Genomic DNA, 19,414 nt, shown 5'->3' with positions numbered 1-19,414 from the left:
TTCTACCCGACCTCCTCGGTGCGGACGCTGTACTCGCCGGACGCGCCATTCATGGTCAAGGGGTCGCTGAACGTCAAAATCACCAATTCGGCACGGGTCAACAAGCGCCACGAACTGGAGCGCGGCGTCGCCGTCAGCGAACTGCTCGACGCCGGCCTCCGCGACGTTATCGACGCCGAGTTCCCCGAGTTCGGCCTCGTGGACGACCCGGCCTACGTCACCGTCGACCTCGGCGACGGCGAGTCCGGTTTCGAGACCGTTCTCCGCGAGAACCCCTTCCGCGGCGACGCGGCGACGAACGCGACGCCCGTGGTCGCACTCTGTCAGAACCCCATCGGCGAGGGTCGCTCCCGACTCGGGACTATCGTCGAGACGCTCGCGGAACGCGAGGGGCGGTCGCCGGGCGCGGTCGCCGAGTCGTGGTTTCGGCGGTACCTCTCGGTCGGGCTTCGACCGGTGCTGTGGCTCTACCTCCGGTACGGCTTCGGCGTCGAGGCCCACCAGCAGAATAGCGTCGTCCTGCTGGAAGACGGCTACCCAGCAGGGTTCCGCTACCGCGACAATCAGGGCTACTACTTCCCCGAATCGCGGTACGCCCGACTCGACGAGTTCCTCCCCGGCGTCGGCGAGCGGACGGACACCGTCTGCGGCGACGACATCGCGGACCAGCGCATGATATACTGGACGATTCTCAACAACGCGCTCGGCGTCGTCAGCGCGCTCGGCCGGAGCGGACTGGTCGATGAACGGCGACTGCTCGCGACGCTCCGCGAGGAACTCGAATCGCTCCGCGAGATCGACGCGCCGGGGTCGTCGCTCCTCGACCGGCTGCTCTCCGAGCCGACGCTGACGCGCCAGTCGAACCTCCTGACGCGGTTCCACGACATCGACGAACTGGACGACTCCCTCGACGACGCGCCGCTCTTCGTCGAGGTCGACAATCCGCTGGTGACGGAGTTCGACGGGGAGCGGTGAGCTGACGCGGCGGCGACGCGAGCGGCCGACGCGAAGCCCAAAACTCGACTCGACCCAACGCGGCCGGTGCGTGGGTGGGCGTTCGGGCGGAGAAAACCGCCGAAAGCGGCGGAAGGCGGGTCGTCGCGGACGCTCCGCGGCGACCGAGTAGCGGCCGCGCTGCCGATTTATTATTCACGAAAGGTGTGACTGCAGTAAACTTTTTGTATTTTTAGGCTAGCCTAAAACTGTATGCTCGACAGCGACAGACCGACGACGAATCGGCGGAGGACAGCGCGATGACCGACCCGACGGCCGGCAACGAGGCGTTGCTCGAACAGCAGGCCGCCCGCGAGTCGAGCGCGCGGACCTACCCCCGACACCTCCCGCACGCGATACGGGAGGCTTCGGGTGTCACCGTCACCGACATGGACGGCGAGGAGTACTACGACTGCCTCGCGGGGGCCGGCACGCTCGCGCTCGGGCACAATCACCCGAAGGTGGTCGAGGCGATGGAGCGCGTCCTCGCCGAGGACCGCCCGCTCCACACCCTCGACATCACGACGCCCGTCAAAGAGCGGTTCGTCGACACGCTGTTCGACAGCCTCCCCGACGAGTTCGCCGACAACGCGCGGGTGCAGTTCTGTAGCCCCGCCGGGACCGACGCCGTCGAGGCCGCGCTCAAGCTCGTCAAGACGGCGACAGGCAACCGGAGCGTCCTCGGGTTTCAGGGCGGCTACCACGGCATGACCAACGGCGCGCTGAGCCTGATGGGCGACACCGACCCGAAGGAGGACGTGCCGGGACTGATGCCCGACGTACACCACCTCCCGTATCCGTACGAGTATCGGTGTCCGTTCGGCGTCGGCGGCGAGGAGTGCCACGAACTCGCCGCCCGGTACGTCGAGCGAACTCTCGACGACCCCGAAAGCGGCATCACGGACCCCGCCGGGATGGTGGTCGAACTCGTCCAGGGCGAGGGCGGCGCGATTCCCGCGCCCGACGACTGGACCCGCGAGATTCGGCGGGTGACCCGCGAGCGCGACATCCCGCTCGTCGTAGACGAGATTCAGACCGGCCTCGGCCGGACCGGCGAGCTGTACGCCTTCGAACACGCCGACATCGTCCCCGACGCAGTCACGCTCTCGAAGGCAATCGGTGGGTCGCTCCCGCTTTCGGTCGTCGTCTACGACGAGTCGCTCGACGTCTGGGAGCCGGGCGCACACGCCGGGACCTTCCGCGGGAACCAACTCGCGATGGCCGCCGGCATCGCCACCATCGAACACGTGCTCGAACACGACCTGGACGGCCACGCCGCGCGCATGGGCGACCGACTCCGCGGCCACCTCGACGCGGCGAAGCGCGCTCACGACGCCGTCGGTGACGTGCGCGGTCGCGGGCTGATGCTCGGCGTCGAACTCGTCGACCCAGCGGGGGAGCCCGACGCCTGCGGGCGCTTCCCGGCGCATCCGGACCTCGCCGACGCCGTCCGCGCGGCGTGTTTCGACCGCGGGCTCATCGTCGAACTCGGCGGCCGCCACGGGAGCGTCGTCCGGTTCCTCCCGCCGCTCGTCGTCACTCCGAACGACGTGGACGCCATCGGGAGCATCTTCGCGGACGCCGTGGAGGCCGCAATCGAGGAGGTCGACGCTGACGGCCGCCGGGAGGTCGCCGCATGAACGGCGTCGGCGGCGTCGAGGCCGACGGCGAGCGCCACGACCCGCGACCGGACGCCGCGAAGTGGTTCCTGAGCGGCGACGACGACGACCGAGCGCGCTACCGGGACGCGATTCGGCGGGCGTGCGATCTCGTTCTCGACGAGTTCGCCGACGAGGCGACGCCGTACTCGGGGGCGACACCCGAGGAGCTCGACGACGCGCTCGCCCGGTTCGAGATGCTTCCCCACGAGGGCGACGGCCTGGTCGCGGCGCTCGACCGCACCGAGCCGGTTCTGCGGAACTCGGTCGGCGTGTCGGACCCGACCTGCGTCGCACACCTCCAGTGTCCGCCGACGATTCCCGCGCTCGCGGCCGAGGTGCTCCTGACGGCGACGAACCAGTCGATGGACTCGTGGGACCAGAGCCCCGCCGCGACACAACTCGAACGGCAATTCGTCGACGAGTTGTGCGACCTGTTCGGCTACGAAAACGGCGACGGCGTGTTCACAAGCGGCGGCACGCAGTCGAACTTCGTCGGCCTGCTCCTCGCGCGCAACAGGGTCCTCCTGGAGGAGTACGGCGTCGACGTACAACAGGCCGGCCTCCCACCGGAGGCGAGAGACCTGCGCATCCTCTGTTCGGCTGACGCCCATTTCACCGCCAAACAGGCCGCGTCGCACCTCGGTCTCGGCGAGAACGCCGTCGTCACCGTCTCGACCGACGACGACCGCTGCCTGTCGATGGAAGCGTTCGACGAGGCGGTCTCTGACCTCCGCGAGCGCGGAAAGCGCCCGTTCGCAATCGTCGCGACCGCCGGGACGACGGACTTCGGGAGCATCGATCCGTTAGGCCCGCTGGCCGACCGCGCGGCCGAACTCGACTGCTGGTACCACGTCGACGCCGCGTGGGGCGGCGCGCTCGCCCTGAGCGACGACCACGCCGACAAACTCGCCGGTATCGAGGCCGCGGACTCCGTCGCGGTCGACTTCCACAAACTGTTCTACCAGCCGATTAGCTGCGGCGCGGTGCTCGTCCGCGACGAGTCGGCGTACGACCTCATCGACCGCAACGCGGCCTACCTGAACCCGGAACGCGACGACGACGCGGGCGTTCCGAACCTCGTCTCGAAGTCCGTCCAGACGACCCGGCGATTCGACGCGCTCAAACCCTTCGTGACGATGCAGGCGCTCGGCCGCGAGGGACTGGCGTCGATGGTCGAGTACACCATCGACCTCACCGACGACGCCGCGAGGCTCGTCGAGGCCGACCCCGACCTCCGCCTCGTCCACGACTCCGACCTGAACGTCGTCGTCTTCCGGTACGTCCCTGAGACCGGGCGGACCGGCGACACAGCAGGCGAACGGCGCGTCGCCGACCTAAACGAGGCCATCCGCGACTCCCTCCTCGACGACGGCGAGGCCGTGGTGGCTCGCACCACCGTCGACGGCGAGACGTGCCTGAAGCTGACGCTCTTGAACCCCCGAACGACGCGCGAGGACCTCCGAGAACTCCTGCGCGAGATTTCGACCCGCGGAACCGAACTCGAAACGACAACCGACGACCAACACGCATGAACCCGAACGACACAGCCGAGTCAGCGACGATACACAGCTTCCTGAACTGCTACCTCCGGGAGACCGGCGACTACACCGTCGTCCCCGCCGGAGACGCACCGGTCGAGACGGACGCCGACGAAGTCGTCCACGCGCCGCTGTTCCATCAGGGCGTGGACCTCTACGTCCCGCTTTCGTACCGGTCGCCGACGGACCGACACCTGTTCGACCTGCCCGGCGTCTACCGACTTCCCCGGGGCGAGACGCTCCCGCTCGAGTACACGATGCTCGTGACGCTCGTCACGACCGAACTCAGACTCGACCGCGACGACACCGGCGCGGCCGACGAACTGCTCCTTCGCGTCGTCAAGAGCTGTCAGAATATCGAACAGTTCGTCGAGGGGCGCCGCGGCGACGAGGAGCGACTGTACGGCTTCGACACCACCTTCCGCAACGCGGAGCAGTCGCTCGTCTTCGGTCACCCGCTCCACCCGACGCCCAAAAGCAGGCAGGGCATCCCCGACCACGAGTCGCGGACCTACGCGCCCGAACTCCGCGGGTCGTTCCCGCTGGCGTACTTCAGCGCCGACCCCTCGCTCGTCTCGCAGGACTCCGCGCGCGACGACTCGGCGGCCGAGTGGGTCGCGTCGGCGCTCCGGGCGGACGAGTCGGTCCCCGAGTCGTTCGTCGCCGAACACGTCGATAGCGAGAGGGTGCTGATTCCCGTCCACCCGTGGCAAGCGGACTACCTCCGCGCGCAACCCGAAGTGCAGACGCACCTCGGCGACGGCCTCGAATACGTCGGCCAGGTCGGCCGAGAGTTCTACCCGACCTCCTCGGTGCGGACGCTGTACTCGCCGGACGCGCCATTCATGGTCAAGGGGTCGCTGAACGTCAAAATCACCAACTCCGAGCGGACGAACAAACTCCCCGAACTGGAGCGCGGCGTCGCCATCACCGAACTGCTGAATACCGAACTCGGCGACGACCTCGAAGAGCGGTTCCCGGCGTTCGACGTCGTCCGCGACCCGGCGTACCTGACGGTCGACCTCGACGACGGCGAATCCGGCTTCGAAACCGTCCTCCGCGAGAACCCCTTCCGCGGCAACGCGGCGACGAACGCGACGCCCGTGGTCGGTCTCTGTCAGGACCACCTCGGCGACGGGTCGTCGCGGCTGGCGACGCTCGTCGAGGGAATCGCCGACCACGAGGGGCGACCGACCGACGCGGTGGCGGAAGACTGGTTCCGTCAGTACCTCGAACTGTCGGTCCGGCCGGTGCTGTGGCTCTATCTCGAACGCGGGCTGGGCGTCGAAGCCCACCAGCAGAACAGCGTCCTGACTCTCGACGGCGGCTATCCCGAGACGTTCCGCTACCGCGACAATCAGGGCTACTACCTCCCCGAGTCGATGTACGACGAGGTGAACGCGCTCCTGCCCGGTATCGGCGAGCGCGCCGACACCGTCTGTCCGGACGCCGTCGCCGACGAACGCATCCGGTACTACGTCATCATCAACAACGCCCTCGGCCTCGTCAACGCCTTCGGCACGGCCGGGCTGGTCGACGAGCGACGCCTCTTGGGCGTCCTCCGCGAGGAACTCGAATCGCTTCGCCGGTACGACCGACCGTCGTCGTCGCTCCTCGACGACCTCCTCACGAAAGAGACGATTCCCTGCAAGGCGAACCTGCTCACGCGGTTCCACGACATGGACGAACTGGAGGGCTCGCTGGCGAACCAGTCGGTGTACGCCGATATCGACAACCCGCTGGTCACGGAACTGGAGGTGCCGACGCCATGACCGGTTCGAACGCCGACCCGGCGACTACGACCGCGACCGCGACGACGCGAGCGGGCGCGGCCCGCGAGTACGCGTATCGGGTTCGAAACGAGCGCATCGACCGGACCGTGGCGTTCGCCGAGGTCGACCCGGCCCTCGATTTCGACCGGCTCTGCGCGTGGTTCGGCTCCGACCATGTCAAGCCGTACTGGCAACTCGACCTGCCGGAGGCGGCGTTTCGGGCGAAGCTCAACGAAAAACTCGACGACGACCATCTCACGCCCTACGTCGGCCTGCTGGACCACACGCCGATGAGCTACTGGGAGACGTACCGCGCGGCCGACGACGTGGTCGGCGAGCGCTACGGCGCGGAGCCGAAAGACCGCGGCGTCCACCTGCTCATCGGGCCGCCGGAGTACCTCGGGCACGGCTACGCCGCGCCGCTCCTGCGGGCGATTACCGCGTTTCAGTTCCGCGCAACTGACGCCGAGCGGGTCGTCAGCGAACCGGACGTTCGCAACGAAATCGCTATCCGCGTCTTCGAGCGGTGCGGCTACGAACCGCAGGAACGCATCGACCTCCCCGACAAGGAAGCGCTGTTGATGCACTGCGAGCGCGAGCGGTTTTTCGGCGTGGAGACGGGGGTGGACCGATGAGCGAGACGCCCGTCCACGACGTGGTCGGCGTCGGCCTCGGGCCGTTCAACCTCGGACTGGCCGCCATGCTCGACGACGCGCCCGACGACGTGGACGCGGTGTTCCTCGAACAGGACGCCGAGTTCGCGTGGCACGAGGGGATGCTCATCGAGGGGACGACCCTCGAAGTGCCGTTCCTCGCGGACCTCGTGACGCTGGCCGACCCGACGAGTCCCCACAGCTACCTCAACTACCTGCGGGAGACCGGCCGCATCTACGAGTTTTACTTCTACGAGACGTTCCAGATTCCCCGGCGGGAGTACGACGACTACCTGCGCTGGGTCAGCCGGCGACTCGACGCCTGCCGGTTCGAACGCCGGGTGACGAACATCGAGTGGTCCGACGCCGACGCCGGCTACTTCGAGGTGACCGCCCGCCACCCCGAAAGCGGTGAGGAGCACCGTTACCGGGGCGAAGACGTGGTGTTCGGCGTCGGAAGCCGACCGCACGTCCCCGAAAATCTGGGCGGGCACCCCGAGCGGGACGTGTTCCACACCGCGGCGTATCGGAGCCGAAAAGAGCGGTGTCTCGACGCCGACTCGATAACCGTCGTCGGGTCGGGCCAGAGCGCCGCGGAGGTGTTCTTGGACCTCTTGGAGGCGCAGGCCGACGCGGACTACCGGCTCGACTGGCTCACGCGCTCGGAGGGCTTCTTCCCGATGGAGTACTCGAAGCTCGGACTCCAGCACTTCACGCCGGAGTACACGTCGTACTTCAACGACCTCCCGCAAGAGACCCGTGACGAGGTGTACCCCGAACAGGACCTGCTGTACAAGGGCATCGACGTGAACACCAGCGCCGAGATATACGACGCACTCTACCGTCGCTCCATCGGCGACCGCGACCCCGACGTGGGGCTGTTCGCCATGACCTCGGTGGAGGGCATCGAGCGGGTGTCCGGTCCCGGCGGGCCGCGCTACCGTCTCGACTGCGAGCAGTGGCAGTCCGAGACGCCGTTCGCCCACGAGAGCGAGGTCGTCGTCCTCGGGACGGGCTACCACCGGCCGACGCCGAGTTTCCTCTCGTCGCTCGAATCGCGCATCGAGTGGGACGACAGGGGTCGCTACCGCGTCACCGACGACTACCGACTGCGCCTCGACGACGACGTGACGGGGCGCATCTTCGTCCAGAACGCCGAGCGCCACACCCACGGGGTCGGCGCGCCCGACCTCGGCCTCGGCTGTTATCGCAACGCGCACATCGTGAACCGACTCTGCGACCGAACGGTCTACCCCGAAGACGAGGACACCGTGTTTCAGGACTTCGCCGTCGAGCGGTTCCTCGAAACGACCGGCGGCGCGACCGCGGCGGCATCGACGGCGGAGGAAGACGAATGAACGGACCAGAACTGCGGACGAACGGACGGACAGGACGGATAGACGGACTGGAGACGCTCCGGACCGCGCTCGACGCGGACCGGTGGACGAACGTGAGCCACGACCTGCTCACGAAGCTGTTCGAGGAGTTCCTGTACGAGGAACTGCTCGACCCCGAAGCGCGCGGTTCCGACGGCGAGTGGACCCGGTACCGCCTCGAGTACGACGGCGTTTCCTACCGGTTTGCGGCCCAATCGCGACCGTTCGACAGCTATCGTGTCGACCCCGACAGCATCGAGCGACGGGCAGACGGCGATAGTGGCGAGACAGAGAGCGGAGACGCCGGCGAGAAGTCGGAGAGAGGCGGAGACGCCGATGGCTGGCGGCCCGCGACCGACCCCGTCCAGTTCCTCCTCGACGCGCGGGAGTCGCTCGGCGTGGCCCCCGAGACGGCGAGTCACCTCGTTCGGGAGTACAACAACACGCTGGTCGCCGACGCCCACATCGACGCCCGAAAGGCGGATGCGGACGAGAGCCTACTGGACATGCCGTACGCCGCGGTCGAAGGCGAGATGGAGGGCCACCCGTGGTTCACCATCAGCAAGGGCCGCATCGGCTTTGGCTACGACGACTACCGGGCGTACGCGCCCGAACGCAAGACGCCGCAGTCGCTCGTTTGGGTCGCCGCGCGCCGCGACCGCGCCGACTTCCGGAGTGTCGAGGGCCTGCGGTATGAGTCGCTGATGGCCCAGCAACTCGGCGGGGCCGCGGCGGAGTTCGACGCGACGCTCCGGGCCGGCGGCCACGACCCGGACGACTACTACTACCTCCCGGTCCACGAGTGGCAGTGGGAAAACACCGTCGCGCAACTGTTCGCCAAGGACATCGCCGCCGGCGATATCGTCCCGCTGGGGACCGGCCCCGACAGCTACCTCCCGCAGCAGTCGGTGCGGACGCTGACGAACCTCTCGGACCCCGAAAAGCCACACGTCAAGGTCCCGATTCGCGTGCTGAACACCATCGTCTATCGGGGACTGCCCGGCGAGCAGGCGCGCGCCGCGCCGCGGGTCACGGAGTACGTGCAGTCGATTCGCGACGACGACCCGTTCCTCCGCGACGACTGCGAGTTAGTGCTGCCGGGCGAGATTGCGAGCCTCAACTACGACCATCCCGAGTTCTCGCAACTGGACGACGCGCCGTACCAGTATCACGAACTGCTCGGGGCGGTGTGGCGCGAGAGCGTCGAGGCCCTCGTCGACGACGACGAGCAGGTGCTCACGCTTTCGGCGCTCATGCACGAGGACGCCGACGGCACGCCCGTCGTCTCCAAGCTCGCCGAGCGGGCCGGCTGTTCTATCGACGAGTGGCTGGCCGACTGCTTCGACGTGCTGCTACCGCCGCTGTTGCACTACCTCTACCGCTACGGGATGGTGTTCATGCCCCACGGAACGAACACGATGCTCGTCCTGCGGGACGGTCGGCCGACCCGGCTGGCGGTAAAGGACTACGTGGACGAAATCGCGGTCAGCGAGACGCGACTGCCGGAACTCGACAGGCTCCCCGACGACCTGTACGAACACGACGATATCATCCACCGGAAGTCGCCGGAGGGAATGTGTCAGCACATCGTCGGCACGCTGTTCGTCTGCGTCCTGCGCTACGTGGCCGACCTGCTGGAGCGCCGCGAGGGCTACGACGAGATTCGCCTGTGGCGGCAGGTCCGCGCGAGCATCGAGCGGTACCACGAGCGGTTCCCGGAACTGGAAGACCGCTTCGAGCTGTTCGACCTGTTCAAACCGGAGTACGACAAGCTCTGTCTGAACCGGAACCGACTGGTTGAGTACGGTTACGACGACGACCACGCGCCGCCGGCGGTGACGGCCCACGGGACCGTCTCGAACGCGCTTTTCGACCTCGAACCGGCGGTGCGAACAGGGGGAGACGGGAGCGACCGATGAGCGACGAACTGTTCGCGCGCGTCGATTCGAACCACAAGCCGGACCCGTGGGGCGAGTACCGCGCCGCGGCGACGTTCACGTTCGACCTCGACGCCAACGAACTGTGGCGCGCGGCCGCCGCGCTCGACCCGGAGTTCGCCCGGTTGGACTACCGCGGCGACTACGGGCCGGAAGTCGGCGTGCCGCGGCTCGTCGAGTTGTTCGACAAGTACGACGTGAACTGCACGTTCTTCGTCCCCGGCAAGGTCGCAGAAGAGTGGCCCGAGGCGGTGAAACTCCTCCACGAACACGGCCACGAAATCGCCCACCACGGCTACACGCACGTCTCGCCCCGTGAGATGTCGGCCGAGCGCGAGGCGACCGAGTTCCGACGGACCGTCGAGGTGTTCGAAGACCTCACCGGCGAGCCCCCGGTCGGCTACCGGACCGTCGGCGGGATGCGCGACCAGACGCTCGACCTCGTCGAGAAGGCCGGGATGCTGTACGACGCCTCGTGGCAGGATACGGACATGCCGTACCTCCGCGAGGACCGCGACCTCGTGGAGATTCCTAACGACTACCTGTTGGACGACTTCGTCTACTGGGGGTTCAACATGGGGCCGACGTTCGAGTTCCAGTCGGGGATCTCGCCGCACGGCCCGGTGTTCGACACGTGGGAAGCCGAGTTCGACGGCATCCGCGAACGCGGTCGGCTGTTCGTGTTGACGATGCACCCGCAGATTGTGGGCCGGGCGAGCCGCGTCGACGCGCTCGAATCCCTGCTCCAGCGGATGCTCTCGACCGGCGACACGTGGGTGACGACCTGTGCGGAACTCGCGCGCTACTGGCGCGACCGATACGACTGATGGGCCGCGCGACGAAGCTCCGGAAGCGCCTCGACGGCCTGTTCGTCGACCCGTCGGAGTTCGACTTGACCGAGGGAGGTATTGCGAGGCCGCTTTGCTACCTCGCGGCACCCATCGTCGTCACGAACCTGCTCCAGACGGCGTACAACGTCGCGGACACGCTCTGGCTGGGCCGGTACAGCACCGAGGCGCTGGCGGCCATCTCGTTCGCGTTCCCGCTGGTGTTCCTGTTCCTCTCGCTGGGACTAGGACTGTCTATCGCCGGGAGCGTCCTCGTCGCCCAACACACCGGTGCGGGTGAATCGCTCGATGCGGAGCGGGCCGCGGCGCAGACGCTCACGTACACGACCATCGCGGCCGTCGGCGTCGGCGCTGTCGCCTACGTCGCGGTCGACGACGTGCTCGCGTTCATGGGCGCGTCACCCACAGTCCTCCCGCTCGCGACCACCTACATGCGCATCGTCTCGCTGGGGATGGTGTTCGTGTTCGCGTTCTACGCGTTCATCTCACTCATGCGGGGCCGCGGCGACACCGTCACACCCATGCTCGTCATGGCAGGGTCGGTCGTGCTCAACGTCGTCCTCGACCCGGTGCTCGTCTTCGGGTGGTGGGGCGCGCCCGAACTCGGCATCCGCGGGGCGGCGATAGCGACGGTGTGCTGTCGCGGACTGGCCGCCGTCGTGGGTGTGGGCATCCTCCTCGACGGACGGCGTGGGCTCCGACTCCGACCGAGGCAGTTCGTCCCGAGCGCCACGGCCGCGAGGCGACTGTTCCGACTCGGCCTGCCGACCGCCCTCGAAGAGACCGGACGGGCGGTCTCAATCAACCTCCTCTTGGCCGTCGTTGGGCTGTTTTCGACCGGCGTGGTCGCCGGCTACGGGGTCGGGACGCGCGTCTTTTCGGTCGTCGTCCTCCCGACGGTCGCGTTCGCGAGCGCGGTCGAAACGATGACGGGACAGAACCTCGGCGCGGGAGCGACTGACCGCGCGACGGCGACCAACCGCTTCGCCGCGGTGTTCCTGTTCGGCGTCATGAGCGCCTGCGGCGTCGTCGTCTGGGTCGCCGCCCGCCCGCTCGTCGGTCTGTTCGCGACCGACGCGACCGTCGTCGACGCCGGCGTTTCCTTCCTCCGAACGATTGCCCCCTCGTTCGGATTCGTCGGCCTGATGCGGGTATTCACCGGCGGACTGCGCGGGGCGGGTCGGACGACGGCGGCGTCGCTCATCGTCATCCTCGCGCTCGGCGTCGTGCGGATTCCGGCCGCGCTGTGGGGGGCGAACGCCGTCGGTCCCGGTGGTATCTGGGTCGCGTTCGCCGCCTCGAACGTCGTCGGCGGCGGCGCCGCATCGCTGTGGTTCTACCGGACCGTCCGGCGGCGCTCACTCTCTCGAAGCGGTTTGATGAGAACCGCGGCCGGCGACGACTGACGCCCGCGGGGCGGTCAGCGGCTGACGCACGAAGACGTAACACCCCTCGAATTTTTGATTGTTTGGTCGTGAGGATCTGACAGTTCTTCGCGTCGCGAGCCGGGATCAGAGCCCGTCGCAAACGACCGCGCCGTGAGGAACATAACAGCTTGTACCGTAGTAGATGAACCACCAGTCGAAAACGAATGAACAGATACGGACGGAGAAAAGCATATAAATTCTGAGTTGATTTGTGTAATTATTCCGACAACTTCAGAGGTGATCGCTCGAAACCGATATCGGCACGGAAGGCGAGGGCATCGATGCCGGCCGGCGCCGGCGGGGCGCAGACGCGGGCAAGCTCTACACCCATGCCAAGAACTATCATGCACCGGCACGAGGTTACGCGTGGTCGGCGCGAGCGGTCCGACCGTGTGACGTGTCAGTCATACCAGTACGCGCGAGTCGGCGGCGGGTGCCGTGACAAGTCCAACTCATGAACGCCCACCGCTGACTCTCGCGCTACGCTCAGCATCAACCATCGAAAGCGGTTTTCCGAGTCGAACGGGACGCCCTTCTGCGACTCGGCGTCACCGTTCTCCGGACCAGAACACTTATTCAGATACTTGACAACGAGTAGCTATGGACGCCAAACATCCGGTGCGAACCACCGAGAAGACACTGGCGCTCGTCGAGGAGTTGATGCAGAAAGGTCCCTGTGGGGTCACGGAGTTGGCGAGCGACCTCGACATGGGAAAGAGCGCGGTCCACAACCACCTGACGACCCTCCAGAAACACGGATACGTCCTGAAGGACGGCGACGACTACCGCGTCGGGCTGAAGTTCCTCGAAGTCGGCGGTCACAGTCGGAAGTCGATGGAGGTGTATCAGGTCGCCGAACCCGAGGTCAAATCGCTCGCCGCCGACACTGGTGAACTCGCCAACCTGCTCGTCGAAGAACAGGGGATGGGCGTCTACCTGATGCGGGCGAAAGGCGACGACGCCGTCGACCTCGACACCTACGCGGGCCTCCGAACGAACCTGCACACGACCGCCCTCGGGAAAGCGATTCTCGCGAACCTCCCGGAGTCCCGGGTGGACGAGATAATCGAACGCCACGGTCTCGAACAGAAGACGCCGAAGAGCATCGGCACGCGACAGGAGCTGTTTCAGGTGCTCGAAGCGGTCCGGGAGCGGGGCTACGCCATCGACGACGGCGAGCGTCTCGAAGGGCTGCGCTGTCTCGCGGCACCCATCAAATCGTCCTCCGGCGAGGTGCTCGGAGCCATCAGCGTCTCGGCACCCGCCAGCCGGGTCAGCGACGAAGACCTCCACGGGTCGCTCCCCGAACGCGTCCTGAGCGCGGCGAACGTCGTCGAACTCAACATCAACTACTGACGCCCCGTTTGCTATCTCGGAACAGGCCGCGAGCCCCTCGAATTCTCTATGTGGAACCGTGTTAACACAGCTCTCGGCGTGTGACCACGGCTTAAGATTACATAGCTATGCGTGTAACTCAGGCTGCGATAACCCGTTGAGTCTCGTTCTGTTATAGAGAATCATGTTTGGGGCGGGCTGAGCCGACGGTATCGGCCGGGTGAGAGTGCAGGTGATGGGAGAGGAAAAGAGAGGAGATGAGAAGAGACGAGAAAAAAGAACGAGGCGATGGCAGCCGGTCGCATCGACGACCGCAGGGAGCCGCTCAGTAGTTGTCGTAGACGGTCTTCTCGATGGTGTAGAAGTCGAGACCCGCGTCGCCCTGCTCGCGCCACGTCTCGGACGAGGAGCGCTTGAACCCGCCGAAGGGGACGTGGAGTTCGAGGCCGGTCGTCTTGTCGTTGACCTTCACGACGCCGGCTTCGGCCTCGTCGACGAAGCGGTTCGCCTCGGTGTGGTCGTCGGTGACGACGCTGGCCGACAGGCCGTAGTCGACGTCGTTCGCGACCGCAAGCCCCTCGTCGAAGTCACTCACTTTGATGACGGCGACGACCGGACCGAAGACCTCCTCCTGTGCGATACGCATGTCGGGGTCGACGTCGGTGAACACCGTCGGCTCGACGAAGTGGCCCGTCTCCACTTCCTCGCCCTCGGGGACGCCGCCGCCGGCGACGAGGGTTGCGCCCTCGCCCTCGGCGATGTCGATGTATTCCAGCGTCGAGGAGAGTTCGGACTCGCTGACCTGCGGGCCCATCTCGTGGTCGGTTCCGGGGCCGACGTCGAGGGACTCCGCGCGGTCGACGAGTTCAGCGACGAAGTCGTCGTACACGTCCTCGTGGACGATAGCGCGGGAACAGGCCGTACAGGACTGGCCGGTGGTTCCGAACCCGCCGTTAGCCACGATGTCGGCGGCCTCGGCGGGGTCGGCCGAGTCGGCGACGAGCGTCGGGTTCTTCCCACCGAGTTCGGTCTGAACGCGCTTGCCGGCGTCTGTGGCCTGCTCGTAGACCATCTCGCCGACCTGACTGCTGCCGGTGAACGAGACGAGGTCCGTGCCCTCGTTGCCGATGAACTCGCTGCCGACCGAGCTACCGGGCCCGGTGACGACGTTGAGGACGCCGTCTGGAAGGCCGGCCTCGTCGAGTGCGCGGGCGATTTCGATGACGACGCCGGGCGCGATGGAGGCGGGCTTCAGGACGACGGTGTTGCCGGCGGCGAGCGCCGGGGCGAGCTTCCACGCCGGGATGGCGATGGGGTAGTTCCACGGCGTGATGAGCGCCGCGACGCCGACGGGCTCTTGGCGCGTGTAGAGGTTCGTGTTCGGTCCGCTCGCACCCTTCTTCGTGCCGCCGAGGTCGGCGGCCTTCGTCGAGAAGTAGTGGAAGATGTCGATAGCGCGCTGTACCTCGCCCGCCGCTTCGGGCCGCGCCTTCCCCTCCTCGGCGATGAGAATCTCCGTCAGTTCATCCTTCCGCTGGGCGAGGAGCGTGCCCGCCTCGCGGAGGATGCGCCCGCGCTCGGGACCGGGCGTGTTTCGCCACTCGTCTTCGGCCGCTACGGCGGCGTCGACGGCCGCTGCAGCGTCGTTCTCGTTCGAGTGCTGGTACGTCGCGACTACCTCGCTCGGGTTCGCGGGGTTCGTCACCTCGGCCGTCTCGCCGGTCTCGGAGGCGACCCACTCACCGTTGACGTAGTTTCTACTGGGTTCCGTCATCGCTCGTGTGTTCTCTCTTCCGACATACAATTCTTGCGAAATTGTCACCATTTGTAAGCCGCGAGCGACGGTCGGTGCTCGGAGGACAGCGACGGTTAGTGCTCGGGGCGTACACGTGAACTGAGCGACGAACTACCAACCCACACACTTTTGTAGTGGCTTTCGAGATATACGTGCGCAATGGTTGAGCAAGCGAAGCTTAGCGACCCGAACGCGGAGTACACGATGCGCGACCTGTCCGCGGAGACGATGGATATCACGAATCCGCGAGGCGGTGTCCGCGACGCCGAAATCACGGACGTACAGACGACGATGGTCGACGGGAACTACCCGTGGATTCTCGTCCGCGTCTACACCGACGCAGGCGTCGTCGGCACCGGCGAGGCCTACTGGGGCGGCGGCGACACCGCCATCATCGAGCGGATGAAACCGTTCCTCGTCGGCGAGAACCCCCTCGACATCGACCGTCTCTACGAGCACCTCGTCCAGAAGATGTCCGGCGAGGGTTCGGTTTCGGGCAAGGTCATCTCCGCCATCTCGGGCATCGAAATCGCGCTTCACGACGTCGCCGGGAAGCTCCTCGACGTGCCCGCCTACCAGCTCGTCGGCGGGAAGTACCGCGACGAGGTGCGCGTCTACTGCGACCTCCACACCGAAGACGAGGCCAATCCGCAGGCCTGCGCCGAGGAGGGCGTCCGCGTGGTCGAGGAGCTCGGCTACGACGCCATCAAGTTCGACCTCGACGTGCCCTCGGGCCACGAGAAGGACCGCGCGAACCGCCACCTCCGCAACCCCGAAATCGACCACAAGGTCGAAATCGTCGAGGCCGTCACCGAGGCCGTCGGCGACCGCGCCGACGTCGCGTTCGACTGCCACTGGTCCTTCACCGGCGGGAGCGCCAAGCGCCTCGCGTCCGAGCTGGAAGACTACGACGTGTGGTGGCTCGAAGACCCTGTGCCGCCGGAGAACCACGACGTGCAGAAGCTCGTGACCCAGTCCACGACGACGCCCATCGCGGTCGGCGAGAACGTCTACCGGAAGTTCGGCCAGCGGACGCTGCTCGAACCGCAGGCGGTAGACATCATCGCACCCGACCTGCCTCGTGTCGGCGGCATGCGCGAGACGCGGAAGATTGCCGACCTCGCGGACATGTACTACATCCCCGTGGCGATGCACAACGTCTCGTCGCCCATCGGGACGATGGCCTCCGCGCAGGTCGCCGCGGCCATCCCCAACTCGCTTGCCCTCGAGTACCACTCCTACCAGCTCGGCTGGTGGGAGGACCTCGTCGAGGAGGACGACCTGATTCAGAACGGTCGCATGGAGATTCCCGAGAAGCCCGGCCTCGGGCTGACGCTCGACCTCGACGCCGTCGGAGAACACATGGTCGAAGGGGAGACGCTCTTCGACGAGGAATAGACGAGCGGGATTGTCCCACAGCGGCCGTATCAGCCTGACATAACACACCGACTGGACGCGTACGCGACACCACAGCCGAGAGATGTGAGCGTCTCACCGCTCGTGGCGCGTCCGCCGCGGCCGCCTTTTACTCGCAGTCGTTCGATACCGGAGCGACGCGGTTCGCGCAGCAGCGACCGTGCTGATAGGAGACGAGTACTGACTACGAGCAGCGCTTGCGAACAGAAGACGAGAGAAGTGTGGGTGGTCAGTCCGAAAAGTGGTGTGGATGGTTAGTCCCAGAAGTGGTGTGGATGGTCAGTCCGAGGAAGTGGGGTGCCCAAGCGGTCCGCGGGGGTGAAGAACGGACGGCGGCAAGGAGTGTCGACCGGGTCGTCAGTCGGAGATGAACGCGCCGATGGCGCGGTTCGACGGGAGCTCTCGGTTCTTCAGCGCGTTGCCGGTCTCCCCGTCGAACAGGTGAATCGCGTCCTCGGGGAATGAGACGGTCGTCCGGTCGCCCGATTCGACCCTCGACCGTCCGGTGGTTGTCGCGGTGAACCGAGCCCCCTCGCCGCCCTCGGCGAACCGCAGGTGGACGGTGTTCTCGTTGCCCTGCGGCTCGACGACGACCACCTCGGCGTCGAAGGTTCGGTCACCGGAGCGCCGCTCGCCGACCTCGATATCCTCGGGTCGGATGCCGAGCGTGAGGTCGCTCGCGTCGCCGATCTGGTCTCTGGTCGCGTCCGAAAGCGGGTAGTCGAAGCCGTCGCCGCGGAAGATGTCGCCCGAAAGCGACCCGTCGAAGAAGTTCATCGACGGCTCGCCGATGAAGCCCGCGACGAACAGGTTGTTCGGCCGGTGGTAGCAGTCCAGCGGCGTCCCGACCTGCTGAAGTTCGCCGTCGTCGAGGACGGCGACGCGGTCGCCATCGTCATCGCCTCGGTCTGGTCGTGGGTGACGTAGATGGTCGTGACGCCGAGTTCCTCCTGGAGGCGTTGGAGTTCGGTGCGCATCTCCGCCCGCAGCTTAGCGTCCAGGTTGGACAGCGGCTCGTCCATCAGGAACACCTCGGGGTCGCGCACGATTGCGCGGCCGAGGGCGACCCGCTGTTGCTGCCCGCCCGAGAGCTGTCCGGGCTTGCGATCGAGCAGGTCGGAGATGCCGAGCATGTCGGTCGTCTCCTCGACCCGCTGGCGTATCTCGTCGTCCGGGAGGTCGGTCGACTCTTCGAGGCCGAACGACATGTTCCCGCGGACGCTCTTGTGCGGGTACAGTGCGTACGACTGGAACACCATCGCGATGTCTCGGTTCTGGGCGGACACGTCGTTGAGGACGCGGTCTTCGAGTCGAAGTTCGCCCTCCGTGACAGTTTCGAGCCCCGCCATCATCCGGAGCGTCGTCGATTTCCCGCATCCCGAGGGACCGACGAGCACGAGGAACTCCCCGTCGTCGATGTCGAGCGATATCTCTTCGACGGCGACGATGTCGCCGCCGCCGTCGTCGGTGTAGACCTTCGTTACGTCGTCGAGTGTCAATCGTGCCATAGCTACTGTTCGAGTTCTGTGAGGTCGGCTTCCTGGTCGTGTCGGCGGTTGTGCACCGCGGTTCCGGTGTCGGCGTCGAACACGTGAATCGTGTCCGGGGGAATCCTCACCGTGACGCGGTCACCCCGCGTGACGAGGTGCATTCCCCCCGTGACCGCCTGCAGCGCGTCGTCGTCGGAGGGTTGGTCCGGGTGCGAGAGGTGGAGGACGTTCTGGTCGCCGTGGGGTTCCACGACAGTCACGTCCATCTGGAGTTCGTGGTCGCCGATGGCGGCGTCGTCGGGATCCGTGTCGGCGACTACGATGTCTTCGGGGCGCACCCCCAAGACGAGGTCGTCGCGGTCGCCGACGGACTCCATCACGTCCTCGTCGAGCGGGTACGAGAAGTGTTCGCCGACGAACGTCGTCTCCGAGCGCGTCCCGCGGACGAGGTTTATCATCGGCTCACCGATGAACTCCGCGACGAACAGGTTGTTCGGTTCGTGATAGCACTCGAAGGGCGAGGCAACCTGCTGGAGTTCGCCGTCGTCCATGACGGCGATGCGGTCGGCCATCGTCATCGCCTCCGTCTGGTTGTGAGTGACGTAGACGGTCGTGACGGCGAGTTGGTCCTGCAGATTCTGGAGTTCGGTGCGCATCTCCGCCCGCAGTTTGGCGTCCAGGTTGGACAGCGGCTCGTCCATCAGGAACACCTCGGGGTCGCGCACGATTGCGCGGCCGAGGGCGACCCGCTGTTGCTGGCCGCCGGAGAGTTCGTCGGGCTTGCGGTCGAGCAGGTCGCTAATACCGAGCGTCTCGGCGACCTCGACGACGCGCTCGTCGCGCTCCGCAGACGTGTATCCCTCCTCTTCTTCCAGCCCGAACCGGATGTTCTGCCGGACGGTCATGTGGGGGTACAACGCGTAGTCCTGGAACACCATCGCGATGTCGCGGTTCTGCGGGACGCGGTAGTTCATGTGGTCCCCGCCGATGTAGATGTCCCCGCTGGTCGGGGTCTCCAGGCCGGCGAGCATCCGGAGCGTCGTCGACTTCCCACAACCCGACGGGCCGACGAGCACGAGGAACTCCTCGTCGGCGATGTCGAGCGAGAGGTCGTCGACGGCGACCGTGTCGCCGAAGCGCTTCGTCAGGTCGGTGAGTTGAATCTGTCCCATA

Annotated in this window: 13 protein-coding genes and 1 pseudogene; 11 read left to right on the top strand and 3 right to left on the bottom strand. The window is 66.6% G+C overall.

Going from position 1 to position 19,414, the window contains the following annotated elements; all coding sequences use genetic code 11:
• The 10 genes from NKF06_RS06345 to xacR form a co-directional block, all read left to right on the top strand.
• Positions 1 to 975 (top strand): IucA/IucC family C-terminal-domain containing protein (locus tag NKF06_RS06345; protein WP_305882045.1); only part of this gene is annotated, 975 nt, incomplete at its 5' end.
• 227 nt (positions 976 to 1,202) lie between these two features.
• Positions 1,203 to 2,633, top strand: a complete 1,431-nt coding sequence (locus tag NKF06_RS06340; protein WP_256477237.1) for a diaminobutyrate--2-oxoglutarate transaminase — start codon at positions 1,203 to 1,205, stop codon at positions 2,631 to 2,633.
• Positions 2,630 to 4,186, top strand: a complete 1,557-nt coding sequence (locus NKF06_RS06335) for an aspartate aminotransferase family protein (protein WP_253244862.1) — start codon at positions 2,630 to 2,632, stop codon at positions 4,184 to 4,186. Before NKF06_RS06340 ends, NKF06_RS06335 begins: the two co-directional genes overlap by 4 nt.
• On the top strand, positions 4,183 to 5,964 hold the full coding sequence (locus tag NKF06_RS06330) for an IucA/IucC family protein (RefSeq protein WP_253244861.1): 1,782 nt from the start codon (positions 4,183 to 4,185) through the stop codon (positions 5,962 to 5,964). The genes NKF06_RS06335 and NKF06_RS06330 overlap by 4 nt, the downstream gene beginning before the upstream one ends.
• Positions 5,961 to 6,599: a GNAT family N-acetyltransferase gene (locus tag NKF06_RS06325; RefSeq protein ID WP_253244860.1), complete on the top strand. Its 639-nt coding sequence runs from the start codon at positions 5,961 to 5,963 to the stop codon at positions 6,597 to 6,599. Before NKF06_RS06330 ends, NKF06_RS06325 begins: the two co-directional genes overlap by 4 nt.
• Entirely contained in the window at positions 6,596 to 7,975 is a 1,380-nt protein-coding gene (locus tag NKF06_RS06320) for a lysine N(6)-hydroxylase/L-ornithine N(5)-oxygenase family protein (RefSeq protein ID WP_253244859.1), read from the top strand. Before NKF06_RS06325 ends, NKF06_RS06320 begins: the two co-directional genes overlap by 4 nt.
• Positions 7,972 to 9,912: an IucA/IucC family siderophore biosynthesis protein gene (locus NKF06_RS06315; RefSeq protein WP_253244858.1), complete on the top strand. Its 1,941-nt coding sequence runs from the start codon at positions 7,972 to 7,974 to the stop codon at positions 9,910 to 9,912. Before NKF06_RS06320 ends, NKF06_RS06315 begins: the two co-directional genes overlap by 4 nt.
• The gene (locus NKF06_RS06310) at positions 9,909 to 10,757 is read left to right on the top strand and encodes a polysaccharide deacetylase (RefSeq protein WP_253244857.1); all 849 of its coding nucleotides are present in this window, start codon (positions 9,909 to 9,911) and stop codon (positions 10,755 to 10,757) included. Before NKF06_RS06315 ends, NKF06_RS06310 begins: the two co-directional genes overlap by 4 nt.
• Positions 10,757 to 12,184 carry an MATE family efflux transporter gene (locus tag NKF06_RS06305; RefSeq protein WP_253244856.1) on the top strand — a complete coding sequence of 476 codons (1,428 nt, stop codon included), beginning with the start codon at positions 10,757 to 10,759 and terminating at the stop codon, positions 12,182 to 12,184. The genes NKF06_RS06310 and NKF06_RS06305 overlap by 1 nt, the downstream gene beginning before the upstream one ends.
• A gap of 621 nt (positions 12,185 to 12,805) precedes the next feature.
• Positions 12,806 to 13,561, top strand: coding sequence for an HTH-type transcriptional regulator XacR (gene xacR, locus NKF06_RS06300; RefSeq protein WP_042663580.1), 756 nt, complete (start codon positions 12,806 to 12,808; stop codon positions 13,559 to 13,561).
• A gap of 304 nt (positions 13,562 to 13,865) precedes the next feature.
• Here the strand turns inward: xacR and NKF06_RS06295 are convergent, their stop codons facing one another.
• A complete protein-coding gene (locus NKF06_RS06295) occupies positions 13,866 to 15,314 on the bottom strand; it encodes a 2,5-dioxovalerate dehydrogenase (protein ID WP_058828570.1) in 1,449 nt (482 codons plus the stop codon).
• 180 nt (positions 15,315 to 15,494) lie between these two features.
• Here NKF06_RS06295 and NKF06_RS06290 point away from each other — a divergent pair, with 180 nt between their 5' ends.
• Positions 15,495 to 16,733 (top strand): xylonate dehydratase, encoded by a 1,239-nt coding sequence (locus tag NKF06_RS06290; RefSeq protein ID WP_004972176.1) that lies wholly within the window; start codon positions 15,495 to 15,497, stop codon positions 16,731 to 16,733.
• Between the two features lie 375 nt (positions 16,734 to 17,108).
• On the opposite strand, the pseudogene xacK reads toward NKF06_RS06290, so the two are convergent.
• Both xacK and xacJ read right to left on the bottom strand, forming a co-directional pair.
• A pseudogene (xacK, locus tag NKF06_RS06285) lies at positions 17,109 to 18,259 on the bottom strand (xylose/arabinose ABC transporter ATP-binding protein XacK).
• Positions 18,260 to 18,261: 2 nt separating this feature from the next.
• Positions 18,262 to 19,413, bottom strand: coding sequence for a xylose/arabinose ABC transporter ATP-binding protein XacJ (xacJ, locus tag NKF06_RS06280; protein ID WP_253244855.1), 1,152 nt, complete (start codon positions 19,411 to 19,413; stop codon positions 18,262 to 18,264).
• Position 19,414 lies beyond the last annotated feature (1 nt).

The sequence above is a fragment of the Haloferax sp. AB510 genome (assembly GCF_024136985.1).
Lineage (GTDB): Archaea > Halobacteriota > Halobacteria > Halobacteriales > Haloferacaceae > Haloferax.
Note: the sequence above shows the minus strand (reverse complement) of the source record. Positions and strands in the feature narration are given on the sequence as shown.

What these genes read in the sequence shown, in the direction of transcription:
- NKF06_RS06335 (WP_253244862.1), top strand. Translation starts at nt 2,630, where the DNA reads ATGAACGGCGTCGGCGGCGTCGAGGCCGACGGCGAGCGCCACGACCCG.
- NKF06_RS06330 (WP_253244861.1), top strand. Translation starts at nt 4,183, where the DNA reads ATGAACCCGAACGACACAGCCGAGTCAGCGACGATACACAGCTTCCTG.
- NKF06_RS06325 (WP_253244860.1), top strand. Translation starts at nt 5,961, where the DNA reads ATGACCGGTTCGAACGCCGACCCGGCGACTACGACCGCGACCGCGACG.
- NKF06_RS06320 (WP_253244859.1), top strand. Translation starts at nt 6,596, where the DNA reads ATGAGCGAGACGCCCGTCCACGACGTGGTCGGCGTCGGCCTCGGGCCG.
- NKF06_RS06315 (WP_253244858.1), top strand. Translation starts at nt 7,972, where the DNA reads ATGAACGGACCAGAACTGCGGACGAACGGACGGACAGGACGGATAGAC.
- NKF06_RS06310 (WP_253244857.1), top strand. Translation starts at nt 9,909, where the DNA reads ATGAGCGACGAACTGTTCGCGCGCGTCGATTCGAACCACAAGCCGGAC.
- NKF06_RS06305 (WP_253244856.1), top strand. Translation starts at nt 10,757, where the DNA reads ATGGGCCGCGCGACGAAGCTCCGGAAGCGCCTCGACGGCCTGTTCGTC.
- xacR (WP_042663580.1), top strand. Translation starts at nt 12,806, where the DNA reads ATGGACGCCAAACATCCGGTGCGAACCACCGAGAAGACACTGGCGCTC.
- NKF06_RS06295 (WP_058828570.1), bottom strand. Translation starts at nt 15,314, where the DNA reads ATGACGGAACCCAGTAGAAACTACGTCAACGGTGAGTGGGTCGCCTCC.
- NKF06_RS06290 (WP_004972176.1), top strand. Translation starts at nt 15,495, where the DNA reads ATGGTTGAGCAAGCGAAGCTTAGCGACCCGAACGCGGAGTACACGATG.
- xacJ (WP_253244855.1), bottom strand. Translation starts at nt 19,413, where the DNA reads ATGGGACAGATTCAACTCACCGACCTGACGAAGCGCTTCGGCGACACG.